Below are 15180 nucleotides of genomic sequence, written 5' to 3' on the forward strand. Positions count from 1 at the left end.
TGTTATCGCAGCGCATTCGGGAGATATAACGAATGAGAATTATAAACGAGTAAAAATTATTCTTATTAGAGCAAAACTAAAACAGGAAATGTGTTCCCGCTACGCTCAGTTGCTTCAGGTTCAGCTCGCGCGCCAGAATGGCGGCCGCGGGTGCAGCTTCCGTCGTATCCGTATCGCTTTCGGCAGCCGTCGCTGATGACAGCTGAAACACGGCGGATAAATGTTTGTCCGCCGCAATATCCGCCAGCAGCACAATCGTATCCGGCAAATAACGGTTCAGCCGCTCAATCACCGCCGCCACAGGCTGACGGCGGAACACCAGCTGATCCTGCTGCCAGCTCAGTGCTTCCGTCAGTGCTGCGGCCGGGCGCGGATACCAGTGCTGATCTTTTAACATGCCAAATTCATTTTCACGCACAATTCTGCCCGCCTGCGGCGTATCCGCAGCGCTCAGTCTGACACTGTGCTGCACGACCCCAAGCGCCAGACTGTCGTTGTCATCAGCGACATAAAACACCGTACCCAGCGCGGTAATCTGCTGGCCGGCGGCACTGACCACAAACGGCCGCGTTTCGCCGTCACGGACCGGCGCCGGATAAAATACGGCTTCGCCGCGTAATAACGTCAGCTGACGCCGCTGCCGGTCAAACTGCTGCGTCAGTGCGGTATCGGCGCCCAGCTCAACACGACTGCCATCGCTGAGCCGGATCAGGCGCCGTTCGCCGGTTTGGGTGTAATAATCAGCCTGCCAGCGCTGCATCCAGGGGGAGTTCCAGCTCCAGACTCCAAGCCAGCAGAATACCAGCAGCAACAACGCCTGCGACCAGCGACGTGGCCGGGTATTCAATTGTGCCGTCAGTGCAGAGTGCGGCTGACGGCGGGGAATATCGTCATTCAGCAACGGTTCGTCAGCCAGCAGGGCACTCAGCTGCCAGGCCTGTTCAGCCCGTTCAAAGGCCTGCTGATGAGCAGGCTCCGCCACCAGCCAGGCCTCCAGCAAACGCTGCTGATCGGCGCTCAGCCCCTGTTGCTGGCGCACCCACCAGTCGTTTGCTGTGTGCTGTTGCTGTGCAGTTATGTGACTCATCCGCCTGGCTCAGGTGTGGTTATTCTGGTTGTTCATTCCGGCTGTCATTTTAATCTGACGAGCCAGTGATACCAATCGGGTAAAAATGGCGGACATTAATCGCTTCGCTCTGACGCCTAATTGCTTCGCTCTAACGCCTGAGTGAGGTAATCCAGCGCACGGGTCAGGTGTTTCTGCACCGAACTGACGGAGATATCCAGATGATCGGCCGCCTCGGCATAACTTTTTCCCTGTATGCGGCACAACTGAAAAACCTGGCGGGTACGGAGTGGCATCTGCGCCAGCAGCTGGCGCATGTGTTCGAGCTGCTGTTGTTGCTCTACCTGATTGTCAGTCTGGCTGGCTGTTTCCGCCATCTCGCTCAGCTCGTCATTGGCATAAGGTTCGGTTTGCCGCGCCTGCTGGCTGCGGTAATGATCCAACAGCAGATTATTGGCGACGCGGTTAAGATAAGCCGTACTGTTCTGAATGGCCGCGCTGCCGCTGTGATCATCTGACTGACGTTCCAGCAAACGGACAAATGCATCCTGCAGCAGGTCTTCCGCCAGCGCCGGATCCCGGCTTTTGGCCTTCAGCCGCTGCAGCAGATTATTTGCCTGCTGCTGAAAAAGTTGTCTGAGATCCAGCTCTGCCACCACTGCTTACCTGCCGATAAAACCACGGGCAAACTAACACTTATGAGAATCATTATCAATTGATAAGATATTTAATGAGGCTCAGGGATGACGCTTCCTGACAGATTGACCACCATAAAGCGCTTGAAGCCGGGCGGAAAAACGCCATATTAACCCCCAGATTCCGTGAACAATAAACAACTTGATAAGAGGACTTCGCAGATGATGCGTATCTTGTTATTTCTGGGTACTAACCTGGCGATAATGCTGGTGCTGGGTGTGGTACTGAGTATCACCGGCGTAGGCAACTACATGCAGCAGGGCGGTGGTATTAACCTGATGTCATTGCTGATCTTCTGTGGCGTGTTCGGCATGGGTGGCTCACTGATCTCTCTGATGATGTCGAAATGGATGGCGAAAAAATCCATGGGCGTACAAATCATTGATCAGCCCCACAATGCCAGTGAACAGTGGATCGTCGCCACGGTAAAAGAACTGGCCGATAAAGCCGGTATCGGCATGCCGGAAGTGGGAATTTTCCAGTCGGATGCACCGAACGCCTTTGCTACCGGCGCCAACAAAAATGACGCGCTGGTTGCCGTCTCCACCGGCCTGTTACAGCGCATGGACAAAGAACAGGTGAAAGCCGTACTGGGCCACGAAATCGGCCACGTTGCCAACGGCGACATGGTGACACTGGCGCTGATGCAGGGTGTGTTAAATACCTTTGTGATGTTCTTCGCCCGTATCATTGTCTCCGTAATTGATTCTTTCACCCGCGATGAAAACGGCGAAGGTGGACTGGGCTTTATCGCCCGTATTGCGATCACTATGGTAATGGATATGTTGCTGGGTATTCTGGCGTCGATGATGGTGGCCTGGTTCAGCCGTCGTCGCGAATACCGTGCCGATCAGGCCGGTGCTGAACTGGTCAGCCCGGCGGCCATGGCCAGCGCACTGATGGCACTGAAACAGACCTACGACCAGCCCAGTGACCTGAGTGGTGAACTGGTGGCCTTTGGTATTCGTGGTGAAGGCGGCGGCCTGGCTGCACTGATGGCCAGCCACCCGCCACTGGATGACCGTATCAACGCCCTGAAGCAGCGTTACGGCAGATAATCGCGCAGCCGCCGGTTAACCAGCGCCGCCCAATTGGGCGGCGTTTTTTATGTTCGCTTGACAAACAGGCGCGCTGTGGATAAAACGTTCCTTATATTGAACGTTCGATATAAGGAACACCTTATGGACTCAGCCTCCTTACAGACTCTGGGTGCTCATTTACAGCAGTTGCGTCTGGCGCGTGGTATCTCATTATCCCAGCTGGCCGCCGATGCCGGCATCGCCAAATCCAATTTATCCCGCATTGAGCAGGGTAAAAGCAATCCGACCATCGATACCATGTGGCGCCTGGCACTGCAGCTGCAAGTGCCGTTTGGCAATCTGGTGGCACCGATTAACTCCGCCGTCGGCGATGACGATGTCTACGTGCGACTGATTGATCAGGGCAATCAGCAACCCAGAGTTGACGCCTACTGGATGTATTGTGCGGCCCATATTCTGCACCAGTCACAGCCACATTCTGCCGGTACCCGTGAAACCATCAGCATGATCAGCGGCCAGCTGGTTGTGCTGGTCGCCGGCCAGAGCCATTCCCTCAGCAGTGGCGACAGTTTTACCTTTGACGCCAGCCAGCCCCACGCTTACCGCACCGGCGAACAACCCGCCGCCTGTCTGCTGAGTGTGATTTACGATGGCGAAGCACAATTATGAACAGCGCCGTTAACGCTTTTACCGGCCAGCCCTGGCGCCACGGCGTCCGGGATGCCTTGCCGCTGCTGGGTGGCTATATTCCGGTGGCCATCTCATTTGGCCTGATTGCTATCCAGGCCGGGTTCAGCACCTGGGAAGCAGTGGTGATTTCCACCGTCATGTATGCCGGGGCGTCACAATTTTTATTCGTGGCCATGTTTGCCTCCGGTGCCCCCTTATGGCTGATCATAATCATGACGCTGCTGATTAACGCCCGTCATGTGGTGTATGGCCCGAATATCGCACCCTGGGTCCCCCGGGGCCGCAGCTGGCCGCTGCTGATGCATGGTCTGACCGACCAGGTATTTGCCCTGGCGCTGGTCCGTTTACCCCAACTGGAACAACATCAGCGTCAGGGCTGGTTTACCGGCGCTATGCTGATTGCCTGGTTCAGCTGGATCGGCGGCACAGCCCTGGGAGCGGTTGCCGGTGAAGAGCTGACCCGGCGCTGGCCGTTACTGGCAGAAGTGATGCCGTTTGCGTTACCGGCGCTATTTCTGCTGCTGATCATCCCGAAATTTGTTTCCCGGCCATGGATCATCTCGCTCAGTGCAACCCTGGCTATCGCGTTATTGCTGAAACTGAACGGCCTGGTGAATGCCGCCATCCCACTGGCCGCAGGCTGTGGCATGTTGTTGTATTACGCCGTGGATGCCGGCAGCAAACATCGGCCAGCGGCGCGGAGGAGCACGGATGGATAACAGTTTCTGGATAGTCATTGCGGTCACGGCCAGCGGTACCTTCGCGATGCGGGCACTGCCGCTGCTGTGGATGCAGCGTCACCTGGCAAGACGCAACAGTGCCAATATGCTCGACGATCTGCCGCTGTGGCTGAGCATCTCGGGGCCCTGCATGATTGCTGCCATGACCGGTACTTCGCTGATTCCGGTGACAGCCGATTTCACCGGCTGGCTGGCGACCCTGATCGGCGCCATAGTGACACTGTTATGCTGGTATAAAACCCGTTCGCTGGGCTGGCCGATTGTTGTCGGCGTCGCGGTGTTCGGGCTGATTCGCTGGCTGGGTGACTATGGTCTGCCAGCACTCTGACGCCGGGGTACCCGACAAGCTGACACTGATTTATCACAGCGGCCATTAACACCGCTGTGATTTTTCCCGGTGGGTCAGATGACAACCGTGGATTATTTTTTTACCGGCCGCTGCCAGCCACTGACGTTACGTTGTTTACCGCGCGCCACCGCCAGTTCGTTGTCTGGCACTTCTTTGGTGATCACGGAACCCGCTGCCACAGTCGCTCCGGCACCAACCGTCGCCGGTGCCACCAGCGATGAATTTGAACCAATAAAAGCGTCATCGCCGATTTCGGTTCTGAACTTATTCACACCATCGTAGTTACAGGTAATGGTACCGGCACCAATATTGGCATTTTCTCCGATTTCGGCATCACCGATATAACTCAGGTGATTCACCTTGGAGCCTTTACCTATGTGTGATTTTTTCACTTCACAAAAGTTACCCACTTTAGCGCCATCCGCTAACGCGGCTCCCGGACGCAGGCGGGCAAAGGGCCCGACGCTGCAGCCTGCGGCAACCTGTGCCTGTTCAACTAACGAGTGGGATTCCACCTCAGTGGCGGCCCCCAGCACTGAGTTTTTAATCACACAATAAGGGCCAATCCGGACACCGTCAGCCAGCTCAACATCACCTTCGAAGACACAGCCCACATCGATACGGACATCCGCACCAACGGTTAACCGGCCACGAATATCAATCCGTGCCGGATCGGCCAGAGACACGCCCTGCCGCATCAGTTCATCAGCCTGCTGACGCTGATAAACCCGCTCCAGCTCGGCCAGTTGCAGGCGATCGTTAACCCCCTGAACTTCATACTCATCCTGCGGGTGAATGGCACGTACCGCAACACCATGATCCACCGCCATGGCGATGATATCGGTCAGGTAATATTCCCCCTGGGCATTATTGGCGGATAATTCCGGCAACCAGCTGTTCAGCTGACGCGCGGATACCGCCAGGATGCCGGTATTCACTTCGTTAATCAGATGTTGTTCTGCACTGGCGTCTTTGTGTTCGACAATCGCCTGAATATTACCGCTGTCGTCACGCACAATACGGCCATAACCGCTCGGGTCATCCAGCTCAACCGTCAGCAGTGCCAGGTTCTGACCCTGATGGGTTTCATCCAGCAGTTTCTGCAGCGTATCGGTTTTGATCAGTGGCACATCACCGTACAACACCAGCACAGTAGCATTTTCATCGACGTCAGCCATCGCCTGGGCCACCGCATGGCCGGTGCCTTTCTGTTCACTCTGAAGCGCCCAGCTAACCTCATGCTGAGTAATCTGCTGGCGCACTTTGTCGGCACCGTGGCCAATCACGACGTGTTGCCGGGCACCGTCCAGCTGCGCAGCGCTGGCTAATACGTGGGATAACATCGGCCGGCCGGCCAGCGGGTGTAATACTTTGGGAAGGTCCGATTTCATACGCGAGCCTTTGCCCGCTGCGAGAGTAACAACCGCCAGTGTCATAACCAGGTATCCTGATGCCGATAAAAAATAAGGCGGGTATTGTAGCCCGCCTTATAGTGCTGTCCAGAACCCGATTACGCCATTACATTCCAGCGCTCTTCGATGTCCGCCAGCACCTGCGGTTTAGAGGGCACTTTAAAGCCCTGAGAAACGTTATCGATAACCTGCTGAGAAATCTGAATCATAATGGTAACGGCTGAAAAAGCTTAGTAGTAAAAGCCTAGTCCTGAGACGACAGTTTGCTCAGCCATTTTATGTAACAATTATGCCTCTGTTGACACAACTCACATTTTTACGACTTTTGGCGGAAAAGCCACATTATTAAACCGCTTTCATCAATACCAGAGCGTAATAACCCCGTGGGTCCTGCCACACCTGCTCGATATTAAAGTCGGCCTGGCGTGCCATCCAGTTGAGAGACTCGGTGTGGTATTTATAGGAGTTTTCAGTGTGCAGACTTTCGCCACGGCGTAACACCAGCGTGGTACCGGCGATATGAATCATCTGGTCAATCCGGCTGACCAGATGCATTTCCACCCGCGAGCAGCTTTTATTAACCCGTGCCTGATGGTCAAACAGCGACTCATCAAAGCTGGCACGCAGGGTACGGTTCAGGTGGCGCAGGATATTTTTATTAAATGCCGCCGTCACTCCCTGACTGTCCTGGTACGCCGCCTGCAGAATGTCACTGTCTTTATCCAGATCGACTCCCAATAAAAAGTGACTGCCATCCCCCAGCGTCTGGCGCACACGGCGCAAAAACGCCTGGGCTTCTGCCGGGGTAAAGTTGCCCATGCTGGAGCCGGGGAAAAAGCCCAGTTTATTACTCGCCTGTTCCAGCGTTTGTGGTAATTCCAGCGGCTGAGAATAATCGACACAACCGGCATAAATACTGAGCCAGGGGTAATCGTCGAGTAATTTATTGGCAGAAGCGATCAGAAAGTCACGGCTGATATCCATCGGCACATAACAATCCGGCCGTAACGCTTCCAGCAACAGGCGGATTTTAACGCTGGCACCACTGCCGTATTCCATCAACACCGCGCCCTGACCCACACGGCGGGCAATATCCTGACCATACTGGCGCAGCAGGCCAATTTCAGTACGGGTCAGATAATATTCCGGCAGCTGAGTAATGGCTTCAAACAGGCGCGAGCCACGTTCGTCATAAAAGTATTTAGCCGGCAGGGTTTTCTGTGGTTTTGCCAGTCCTTCCAGTACTTCACTTTTAATATCCGCCGCTGCCGGGCGATCATCGAATAACTGCAGCCCCTGGGGTAAATTCTGGTTCAGTTTCATGGTCTCTTCCTTAAACCGATTCGATGCTTAACGCGCCAGCCGGATGCCGCTGAACTGCCAGCGCTCATGTGGATAAAAAAAGTTACGGTAACTGGCCCGTATATGGCCAGCCGGGGTGGCGCAGGAACCACCACGCAATACCATCTGATTACACATAAACTTGCCGTTGTATTCGCCCACAGCACCCGCCGCAGGCTGGTAACCCGGATACGGCTGATAAGGACTGCTGGTCCACTCCCAGCAATCACCGAACTGTTGTTGAACACCACTGGCCGTACCGGCAGGCGACGGTGAGAAGCGACCGCTATCGGCAAAGTGACCCTGCTGTGAATCCAGGCCGCTGGCACTGACTTCCCATTCCGCTTCGGTCGCCAGCCGCGCTCCCGACCAGCGCGCAAAGGCATCGGCTTCATAAAAGGATACGTGACACACCGGAGCATCAAGCGCTAATGGCCGCAAACCGTTCAGGCTGTATTGCTGTAACCCCGCGCTGCTGTCACGCCAATAGAGGGGTGCCTGAATCTGATGTTGTTGCACCCAGCTCCAGCCATCCGCCAGCCAGAGCTGCGGCTGCTGATAGCCACCGTCCTGAATAAACTCCAGATATTCGCGATTGCTGGTTAAGCGTCGCGCCAGAGCAAAATCGCCGACATACACCTGGTGACGCGGGCTTTCGTTATCAAACGCAAACCCTTTACCCGGCTTGTGACCAATACAATGCATACCACCATCAAACTCCTGCCAGCTGTTGTCGCTGATCGCTGCCGGCAACGGCTGGTCAGGCTGGTACACCGGACACAGCGGATTCAGCGACCAGCAATACAGCAGATCGGTCAGTAATAACTCCTGGTGCTGTTGCTCGTGATTCAGCCCCAGCTCAATCAGAGGCACCAGCGCCGGTTCGGATAACAGCGGCTGCATGGCATTATCGACAAATTCGCGATACGCCAGCACCTGATCCAGTGCCGGACGCGATAACAAGCCCCGCTGGGCACGCGGATAAGGCTGGCCGATACCGTTGTAATAGCTGTTAAACAGCTGAGCAAATTGTGGATGAAACGGCTGATAACCACTGAGGTGTGGTTTAAGCAGGAAGGTTTCGAAGAACCAGCTGGTATGCGCCAGGTGCCACTTGGCCGGACTGGTGAACTCGGCCGCCTGCAACTCGTAATCGGCCGCCTGCAACGGCTGACATAACAACAGCGTCTGTTGCCGGATCTGGTGATATTGGTTCGCTAATAACGTGCGCTTACCGGCACTCAGGCCGGCTGAAGGAGGGGGGCAAACGGCCTGCGGCTGATCCATAGCAACTCCTGTCACTGATGAGATTTCATCCTGACTCACAATGCCATGGTTGCCCGGAAACTCAAGCGCCGGCGATCATAATTTAACCAGCCGGCAGCAACCGGCCTGAATTGTCCTCAGGCGCGCAGCGCGGCAGATCAGTGTTGTGGCGGCGTCAGACAACGGACAAAACGCTGAGTCAGATCATTAAGAAACTCAGCGTAGCCCCGTTTTGTCACAGAAATATGACGTCCCAGCGGATCCAGCTCAACCGTTTGCACCGGCAGCTCACCAATCACCGACGACACCAGAGCGGAGCTGAACTGCGGTTCGGTAAACACACACGACAACTGATGTTGCTCCAGTTGCTGACGCATGGCGTTCAGGGTGCGCAGCCCCGGTTTTTGTTGTGGCGAAATGGTAAACGCCCCCAGCTGGTTCAGGTCAAAATAATCGACCCAGCGATCATACGCCTGGTGGAATACAAAAAAGCCCTGCTGCCGCAAAGGTCGCAGCTGTTGCTCGCTGCGCTGTAACTGTTCCATGACCTGTTGCCGGAATGGTTCCGGCGACAAACCAAGAATAGCGGCCAGCTGTTGCTGGGCTTTTAACATCACCTGTGGGTCAAACCACCAGTGGCCATCCTGATGATGTGTATCATCCTGTTGCCCGGGCGCATGAGTGTGACCAGCATGGGGGTCAGCAAACACCGACACATCAATCCAGTGTTTCTGCGGCCAGCGTTTGATCAGCCGTGGCATATAAGGTTCGTTGGCAGCGCCACTCCAGATAACGATTTCGGCCTGCTGTAAACGGCGCATATCCGATGGCCGGAAGGCAAAATCGTGGGGCGTGACATTGCCTGGTATCAGTGTTTGGGGGTTATCCACCAGCGACGCAGCCATCAGCGTCAGTGGATGTACCGTGGCCAGCACCCGGGGTTCGTCAGCGTGCAGCCTGGCCAGCGGTGCAAGGCTCAGTACCATAATCAGTGCGAACAGCAAATTGTTCATTTGTTCGGTGGCGTTCCTGAAGTAGAATTGCAACATTATAACCTATTACTTGTGCCGTTATGACCCGAAAACAACCGCCCGAGCCACAATATTCGCAACAACAGCCTCTGGAGCAACAACAGCCTCTGGAGCAACAGCAGCCCGCCAGCAATGTTTACGCCCAGCACGACCATCACGCCTGTGTTGATGCTGCACTGCAGCAGGCCCGCGCCTTATGTGCCACAGAAGGCGCCCGGCTGACCCCGATCCGTCAGCGGGTACTAGAACTGGTCTGGCAGAGCCATAAACCCGTCGGTGCCTACGATTTGTTACCGATCCTGGCTGCCGAAGGGTTTAACTCAGCACCGCCCACCGTATACCGCGCGCTGGATTTTTTGCTCGACCTCGGTCTGGTACACAGGATTAACTCACTGAATGCTTTCGTTGGTTGCTCCCACCCCGGCGAGCAACATCCGAGCTGCTTTTTTGTCTGTAATCAGTGTGGTGAAGCTCAGGAGTTACAGGCCTCTCAGGTTCAGAAGGTGGCCGCTCAGGTCGAGCAGATGCTGGGCGTGGTGGTACAGCAACAAACCACCGAATTAATGGGCCTGTGCCCACGCTGCCAGGAACACCGCCAGCATGACTGACACCCTGCTCAGCGCCAGTCAGCTGCGGCTGCAGCGCAGTCATAAAACCGTACTGGATAACATCAGTCTGACCCTGACAGCCGGCCGGATTATGACGCTGATTGGCCCCAACGGCTGCGGTAAATCAACTCTGATACGGGTATTGCTCGGACTGGAACAGGCCGACAGTGGTTCCATTCAGCGCCAGCGTGGCTTGCGGGTAGGCTATATGCCGCAGAAACTCAGCCTCGACCAGCGCCTGCCGCTGACCGTGGACGGCTTTCTGCGCCTCGCCCGGGGCGCCAGCCGGCAAAGAATCGATCAGTGGCTCAAGCGGTTATCAATCGAGCCCCTGCGTCATCAGTCGGTACATGGCTTGTCGGGTGGTGAATGGCAACGGGTGTTACTGGCGCGAGCGTTATTATCCGAACCTCAGCTACTGATACTGGACGAACCGGTGCAGGGCGTGGATGTGCAGGGCCAGATGGAACTGTATCAGCTGATTCCGCAACTGCGTGACGAGCTGGGTTGTGCCGTACTGATGGTGTCTCACGACTTACATCTGGTGATGGCCGCCACCGATGAGGTGGTGTGTTTGAACGGCCATGTGTGCTGCTCCGGCCATCCGGATCAGGTAAGCCTGGACCCGGCTTACCTCGATTTATTCGGCCAGCGCCCGGCCATCGCCCATTACACCCATCATCACGACCACCAGCATTGCCTCGATGGTCATATCGAATCTGAGCACCGCGGAGGCCATACACATGACTGACGGACTGAGCGCGCTGCTGTTGCAACACTGGTGGCTGACGCCGTTATTAACCGGCGTACTGCTGGCTGCGATCACAGGTCCGCTGGGCAGTTTTGTGGTGTGGCGACGTATGGCCTTTTTTGGCGACACCCTGGCGCACGGCGCATTATTGGGTATCACTCTGGGCGTGCTGGCGGAGATCAATCTGACCCTGGCACTGCTGGTCAGTTGTGTGATTCTGGCGCTGCTGTTGCTGCCGCTGCAGCAGAGTTCACGGTTATCTTCCGATACGCTGCTCGGCATCGTGTCACACAGCACACTGGCCATTGGCCTGGTGGCACTCAGCCTGGCGGATGGCATCCGGGTCGACCTGATGGGCTATTTATTCGGTGATTTATTAGCCGTGGAACCGGCCGACTTATTAATGGTGCTGGCGGCGGTCATCGTTATGGCCAGCCTGCTGGGCTGGCAGTGGCGGGGCCTGTTAGCCAGTACCGTCAGCCCGGAGCTGGCCGGCATCGACGGTTATCCGGTAAAACGGCTGAATATTCTGTTGGTGATTATGCTGGCACTGGTGGTTGCACTGGCGATGAAAGTGGTGGGCATTCTGCTGGTCAGCGCGTTACTGGTGATTCCCGCCGCCAGCGCCCGTAGCCTGGCGCGGACACCACACCAGATGGTGTTGTGGTCTGCGCTGCTGGGCATGGCAGCCGTTATGCTGGGCATGTGGGCTTCGTTCCGCTGGGACACACCGGCAGGCCCAAGCGTGGTCGTCGCGGCGGCCGCTTTATTTGTGCTGAGTCTGGTCAATCCGAAACGGGTACAACAGTAACCGTTGATAGCGCATCAATTATCGCCGACAAGGTCAGCTCCCACATCTCAGCGGATCTCCCGTCCAGCGGGCTCAACGGTGCAGGAGGGGACCCTGTCCCCGATACCGCAGTAGACGTTACTTCTTTACCAGACTCTCAAGCAGCGGCACCATCCGCTTAGGCCAGTGAGGTGGGGCAATATAACCATGATATTGCCAGTCCGGGCTGACCAGCGCGATATTAGCGGTATGATCCATCAGATACGCCATGCCATCTTCGCGCTCGACTCTGGCATAAAACGCATGTAATTCCGGGGTCAGACTGGCCAGTGATGCTGCACTGCCGGTAAAGGCCAGAAACGACGGATTAAAATAATCCATATAAGGCTTCAGCACCTGCGCCGTATCCCGTTGCGGATCTACCGACACCAGCACCACCTGCAACTTTTCCTGCACCTGCGGCGCCAGCCGTTTCCAGCTGCGATTCAGTTCCGCCAGGGTGGTCGGACAAATGTCCGGACAAAAGGTGTAACCAAAGAAGATCAGCTTCCAGCGATCACGGAGATCATCCTTACTGACGCGGTCGCCATGCTGGGTAATAAATTCAAAATCGCTGACCGGAAACGGCCGCGGAAATAACATCACCCCTTCCTGCTGCCATAACGCCTGTTCAGCCGCCTGTTGTTGCCAGGCGATACCGCTGCCGGCAAAAACCGCTGCAATCAATGCCAGGAACAGTAAAATCACACCTTTCATTGTTTTCCACCTGTCTCTTTATCTGCTGCGGAGTATAACAGCGATGGCCTTCAGCGCCCCGGCATCCGACCCTTCTGCCTCTGCGACACAACGCCGCATCTGGTCTCTGGCCTGGCCCATCATGCTCAGTAATATCACAGTGCCGTTACTGGGGCTGGTTGATACCGCCATCCTCGGCCACCTGGAAGATGCCGTTCACCTTGGCGCGGTAGCGGTTGGCAGTCAGCTGTTTATCCTGCTGTTCTGGAGCTTCAGCTTTTTACGTATGGGTACCACTGCCATGACTGCCCGGGCCGGCGGGCGCTGGCAGCACGACGGCCATGACCAGCGTTTGCAGCCGCTGCAGCACAGCCTGTGGTTGTTACTGCCGCTGATTCCGCTGGTTATGTTACTGGCGTTTATATTGTGGCCGCTGGCGCTGCCGCTGATGAGCGACAATGCACAAATCAGCCAGGGGGCGATGCAATATCTGAATATCCGTGTCTGGGGCACCCCGGCGGTGTTAGGCCAATATGTATTATTGGGCTGGTTTATCGGGCTGGGGAAAACCCGTATTCCGCTGCTGTTATTAACCATCACCAACCTGCTCAACGCCTTGCTGAATTATCTGTTTGTCTACCAGCTCGGAATGACCAGTGACGGTGTCGCGCTTGGCACCGTCATCGCTGAATACAGCACCTTATTATTGGGACTGTTTATCGCCTGTCGCCTGGGACTGACCTCACTTTCTGCCCGGCCGCGCTGGAGCGAGCTGAAACCTTTGCTCAACATCAACCGTCATCTGTTTGCCCGGACCCTGATCTTGTTATCCACCTTTGCCTTTTTTACCGCTCAGGGGGCACAACAGGGCGAGCTGATCCTGGCCACCAACGCCATGCTGATTTCTCTGTTATTGCTGATTGCCAACGCTCTGGATGGCTTTGCTCACGCGGCCGAAGTGATGGTCGGCGAAGCATTAGGGGCACGCCGCCAACAGGAGGTGCGCCAGGCCATTCGCCTGACCGGGATTAATTCACTGCTGATGGCGCTGCTGTTATGTCTGTTGTTCTGGCTCAGCGGCAGTAGCTTATTCCGGCTGTTAACCGATAACCCCGAGCTGCTGCCACTGCTGCATCAGTATCAGTGGTTTCTGATCTTGTTACCGTTAGCCGGAATGCCTGGGTATTGGCTCGACGGCATCTTTATTGGTGCAGCGCAAAGCCGGGCCATGCGCAACGGCATGTTGCTGGCGGTGGTGCTGGTGTTTTACCCACTGTGGTGGTTGTTTGCTTCCCTGCTACCAGCCAGCGATTTAAATCTGGGCTTATGGTGGGCCTTTTATGCTTTCACCCTTGGCCGTGCGGCATTTTTGCTCAACGGTTTTTTGACGCTTTACAAAAAACCAGAAAAATTCATGCAGATTTCCTAGCGAGTGCGTCAATGTTTACTATAATTCCTTCTATCAGCGATATTTAATAACTTAAATTACTGATTTTATTATAGTTTTTATTTTTGAGTCGTTAATCAAGTCTACCCGCAGTGTTGCCGGAAAGGTCAGAGATGGAGCCCTGACCCGCCAACCGGTACTGCGACAGGGAACCAGATGCGTCCTTTTCTGACGAAATTTTTCATCAAAAATTCGTCAGCCATTTGACTCCCGGTAGCCAGCACAAGGCAGGACCATGGAAGCAGTGAAACACCTTATTAACAACGCGATCGCCGAAGAACAACACAGCCAGCAGCTACATCAGGCGCTGTACAGCCGCCTGGAACAGGTTTCCCGGCTGGTGCAATTACCCGAACATAACGCCAATGACCGGCTGTATGACTTTGTTGTCCGTTACATCGAAGACGTACCGACTATGCTGGATAACCTGCAATCGGCAGCGCTGGAAGTCGGCTTGCTGGACTATGTGCAGCCGGTGATACGAGTGGCGCAGGAATTTTTCACCAGCCCGCCACAGGAGATGGCCCGGCAGGGTGGCCTGGCAGCCTTGATGAGCCAGGCTTACCTGGCGATGCGGCTGTTTGAGGAAGTGAATGAAACCTATATATTTAAAGTCGGCCAGCCACTGATTCCGCTGGATATGGCGATGTCGAACATTATTGTTCACACCTTAATTGGCGAGCCGTTCGCCAACGACCTCGATGCCCTCGTCGAACAGGCGGTTGGACAGCTGTTTACTCCGGCTTACCAGAGCGACAACTTCAAAGCCTTTATGAGCCGTAAAGAAGCCGACAACCTGGTACATATCTGGCGGCAGGTCCCCTGCATGTCGGCAGAGATGGGGCTGGCCAGCCAGTTTGGCTGAGCGAAAACTATTATTTTAGAAGCGGACCCTGTCCGCGCTTTACTGCCCGGCTAAAACACCATTCGGGGACAAGGTCCCCTCCTACAAAATCACATCAGCTCCGTGGGAGCGGACCCTGTCCGCGATTTACTGCCCGGCTAAAACACCATTCAGGGACAAGGTCCCCTCCTACAAAATCACATCAGCTCCGTGGGAGCGGACCCTGTTCGTGATAATCAGCACCCGCTAAAGCACCATTCGGGGACAAGGTCCCCTCCTACAAAATCACATCAGCTCTGTGGGAGCGGACCCTGCCCGTGATAATCAGCACCAGCTAAAGCATTATTCAGGGACAAGCTCCCCTCCTACAAAAT

The 15180-nt window shown here is 55.5% G+C and carries 16 protein-coding genes; 9 read left to right on the forward strand and 7 right to left on the reverse strand.

What is annotated here, in order from left to right; translation table 11 throughout:
- Positions 1-76: 76 nt before the first annotated feature.
- Positions 77-1087, reverse strand: a complete 1011-nt coding sequence (locus tag ACFOMG_RS03935; RefSeq protein WP_376864916.1) for a FecR family protein — start codon at positions 1085-1087, stop codon at positions 77-79.
- 116 nt (positions 1088-1203) lie between these two features.
- Complete coding sequence (locus ACFOMG_RS03940) at positions 1204-1722, reverse strand: RNA polymerase sigma factor (protein WP_376864917.1); 519 nt, start codon at positions 1720-1722, stop codon at positions 1204-1206.
- A gap of 201 nt (positions 1723-1923) precedes the next feature.
- On the opposite strand from ACFOMG_RS03940, the gene htpX reads away from it, so the two are divergent.
- The 4 genes from htpX to ACFOMG_RS03960 all read left to right on the forward strand — a co-directional run bounded on the left by htpX (position 1924) and on the right by ACFOMG_RS03960 (position 4560).
- Positions 1924-2820 (forward strand): protease HtpX, encoded by an 897-nt coding sequence (gene htpX / locus ACFOMG_RS03945; RefSeq protein ID WP_376864918.1) that lies wholly within the window; start codon positions 1924-1926, stop codon positions 2818-2820.
- Positions 2821-2943: 123 nt separating this feature from the next.
- On the forward strand, positions 2944-3471 hold the full coding sequence (locus ACFOMG_RS03950) for a helix-turn-helix domain-containing protein (protein WP_376864919.1): 528 nt from the start codon (positions 2944-2946) through the stop codon (positions 3469-3471).
- A complete protein-coding gene (locus ACFOMG_RS03955) occupies positions 3468-4211 on the forward strand; it encodes an AzlC family ABC transporter permease (RefSeq protein ID WP_376864920.1) in 744 nt (247 codons plus the stop codon). Before ACFOMG_RS03950 ends, ACFOMG_RS03955 begins: the two co-directional genes overlap by 4 nt.
- Complete coding sequence (locus tag ACFOMG_RS03960; protein WP_376864921.1) at positions 4204-4560, forward strand: AzlD domain-containing protein; 357 nt, start codon at positions 4204-4206, stop codon at positions 4558-4560. Before ACFOMG_RS03955 ends, ACFOMG_RS03960 begins: the two co-directional genes overlap by 8 nt.
- A 92-nt stretch (positions 4561-4652) precedes the next feature.
- Here the strand turns inward: ACFOMG_RS03960 and glmU are convergent, their stop codons facing one another.
- The 4 genes from glmU to ACFOMG_RS03980 form a co-directional block, all read right to left on the reverse strand.
- Positions 4653-6017 (reverse strand): bifunctional UDP-N-acetylglucosamine diphosphorylase/glucosamine-1-phosphate N-acetyltransferase GlmU, encoded by a 1365-nt coding sequence (gene glmU / locus ACFOMG_RS03965; protein ID WP_376864922.1) that lies wholly within the window; start codon positions 6015-6017, stop codon positions 4653-4655.
- Between the two features lie 321 nt (positions 6018-6338).
- Positions 6339-7316 (reverse strand): L-histidine N(alpha)-methyltransferase, encoded by a 978-nt coding sequence (gene egtD / locus ACFOMG_RS03970; RefSeq protein WP_376864923.1) that lies wholly within the window; start codon positions 7314-7316, stop codon positions 6339-6341.
- 27 nt (positions 7317-7343) lie between these two features.
- The gene (gene egtB / locus ACFOMG_RS03975) at positions 7344-8621 is read right to left on the reverse strand and encodes an ergothioneine biosynthesis protein EgtB (RefSeq protein WP_376864924.1); all 1278 of its coding nucleotides are present in this window, start codon (positions 8619-8621) and stop codon (positions 7344-7346) included.
- Positions 8622-8758: 137 nt separating this feature from the next.
- Positions 8759-9613 carry a metal ABC transporter solute-binding protein, Zn/Mn family gene (locus ACFOMG_RS03980; protein WP_376864925.1) on the reverse strand — a complete coding sequence of 285 codons (855 nt, stop codon included), beginning with the start codon at positions 9611-9613 and terminating at the stop codon, positions 8759-8761.
- Between the two features lie 59 nt (positions 9614-9672).
- Between ACFOMG_RS03980 and ACFOMG_RS03985 the strand changes: the two genes are divergently transcribed.
- The 3 genes from ACFOMG_RS03985 to ACFOMG_RS03995 are packed head-to-tail and all read left to right on the forward strand — an operon-like array spanning position 9673 to position 11801.
- Positions 9673-10239, forward strand: coding sequence for a Fur family transcriptional regulator (locus tag ACFOMG_RS03985; protein WP_376864926.1), 567 nt, complete (start codon positions 9673-9675; stop codon positions 10237-10239).
- A complete protein-coding gene (gene znuC / locus ACFOMG_RS03990) occupies positions 10232-10990 on the forward strand; it encodes a zinc ABC transporter ATP-binding protein ZnuC (protein ID WP_376864927.1) in 759 nt (252 codons plus the stop codon). The genes ACFOMG_RS03985 and znuC overlap by 8 nt, the downstream gene beginning before the upstream one ends.
- The gene (locus ACFOMG_RS03995; RefSeq protein WP_376864928.1) at positions 10983-11801 is read left to right on the forward strand and encodes a metal ABC transporter permease; all 819 of its coding nucleotides are present in this window, start codon (positions 10983-10985) and stop codon (positions 11799-11801) included. Before znuC ends, ACFOMG_RS03995 begins: the two co-directional genes overlap by 8 nt.
- A gap of 117 nt (positions 11802-11918) precedes the next feature.
- Here the strand turns inward: ACFOMG_RS03995 and ACFOMG_RS04000 are convergent, their stop codons facing one another.
- Complete coding sequence (locus ACFOMG_RS04000) at positions 11919-12536, reverse strand: SCO family protein (protein ID WP_376864929.1); 618 nt, start codon at positions 12534-12536, stop codon at positions 11919-11921.
- A 43-nt stretch (positions 12537-12579) separates the two neighbouring features.
- Between ACFOMG_RS04000 and ACFOMG_RS04005 the strand changes: the two genes are divergently transcribed.
- Entirely contained in the window at positions 12580-13944 is a 1365-nt protein-coding gene (locus tag ACFOMG_RS04005; protein ID WP_376864930.1) for an MATE family efflux transporter, read from the forward strand.
- 253 nt (positions 13945-14197) lie between these two features.
- The gene (locus ACFOMG_RS04010) at positions 14198-14827 is read left to right on the forward strand and encodes a hypothetical protein (RefSeq protein WP_376864931.1); all 630 of its coding nucleotides are present in this window, start codon (positions 14198-14200) and stop codon (positions 14825-14827) included.
- The last annotated feature ends 353 nt before the right edge of the window (positions 14828-15180 follow it).

It is taken from the genome of Bacterioplanoides pacificum, assembly GCF_042648445.1.
Classification (GTDB): Bacteria; Pseudomonadota; Gammaproteobacteria; order Pseudomonadales; family Oceanobacteraceae; genus Bacterioplanoides; species Bacterioplanoides pacificum.

Excerpts from the sequence above, each read along its gene's own strand:
- ACFOMG_RS03935 (WP_376864916.1), bottom strand. The coding sequence starts at position 1,087 with ATGAGTCACATAACTGCACAGCAACAGCACACAGCAAACGACTGGTGG.
- htpX (WP_376864918.1), top strand. The coding sequence starts at position 1,924 with ATGATGCGTATCTTGTTATTTCTGGGTACTAACCTGGCGATAATGCTG.
- ACFOMG_RS03950 (WP_376864919.1), top strand. The coding sequence starts at position 2,944 with ATGGACTCAGCCTCCTTACAGACTCTGGGTGCTCATTTACAGCAGTTG.
- ACFOMG_RS03955 (WP_376864920.1), top strand. The coding sequence starts at position 3,468 with ATGAACAGCGCCGTTAACGCTTTTACCGGCCAGCCCTGGCGCCACGGC.
- ACFOMG_RS03960 (WP_376864921.1), top strand. The coding sequence starts at position 4,204 with ATGGATAACAGTTTCTGGATAGTCATTGCGGTCACGGCCAGCGGTACC.
- glmU (WP_376864922.1), bottom strand. The coding sequence starts at position 6,017 with ATGACACTGGCGGTTGTTACTCTCGCAGCGGGCAAAGGCTCGCGTATG.
- egtD (WP_376864923.1), bottom strand. The coding sequence starts at position 7,316 with ATGAAACTGAACCAGAATTTACCCCAGGGGCTGCAGTTATTCGATGAT.
- egtB (WP_376864924.1), bottom strand. The coding sequence starts at position 8,621 with ATGGATCAGCCGCAGGCCGTTTGCCCCCCTCCTTCAGCCGGCCTGAGT.
- ACFOMG_RS03980 (WP_376864925.1), bottom strand. The coding sequence starts at position 9,613 with ATGAACAATTTGCTGTTCGCACTGATTATGGTACTGAGCCTTGCACCG.
- ACFOMG_RS03985 (WP_376864926.1), top strand. The coding sequence starts at position 9,673 with ATGACCCGAAAACAACCGCCCGAGCCACAATATTCGCAACAACAGCCT.
- znuC (WP_376864927.1), top strand. The coding sequence starts at position 10,232 with ATGACTGACACCCTGCTCAGCGCCAGTCAGCTGCGGCTGCAGCGCAGT.
- ACFOMG_RS03995 (WP_376864928.1), top strand. The coding sequence starts at position 10,983 with ATGACTGACGGACTGAGCGCGCTGCTGTTGCAACACTGGTGGCTGACG.
- ACFOMG_RS04000 (WP_376864929.1), bottom strand. The coding sequence starts at position 12,536 with ATGAAAGGTGTGATTTTACTGTTCCTGGCATTGATTGCAGCGGTTTTT.
- ACFOMG_RS04005 (WP_376864930.1), top strand. The coding sequence starts at position 12,580 with ATGGCCTTCAGCGCCCCGGCATCCGACCCTTCTGCCTCTGCGACACAA.
- ACFOMG_RS04010 (WP_376864931.1), top strand. The coding sequence starts at position 14,198 with ATGGAAGCAGTGAAACACCTTATTAACAACGCGATCGCCGAAGAACAA.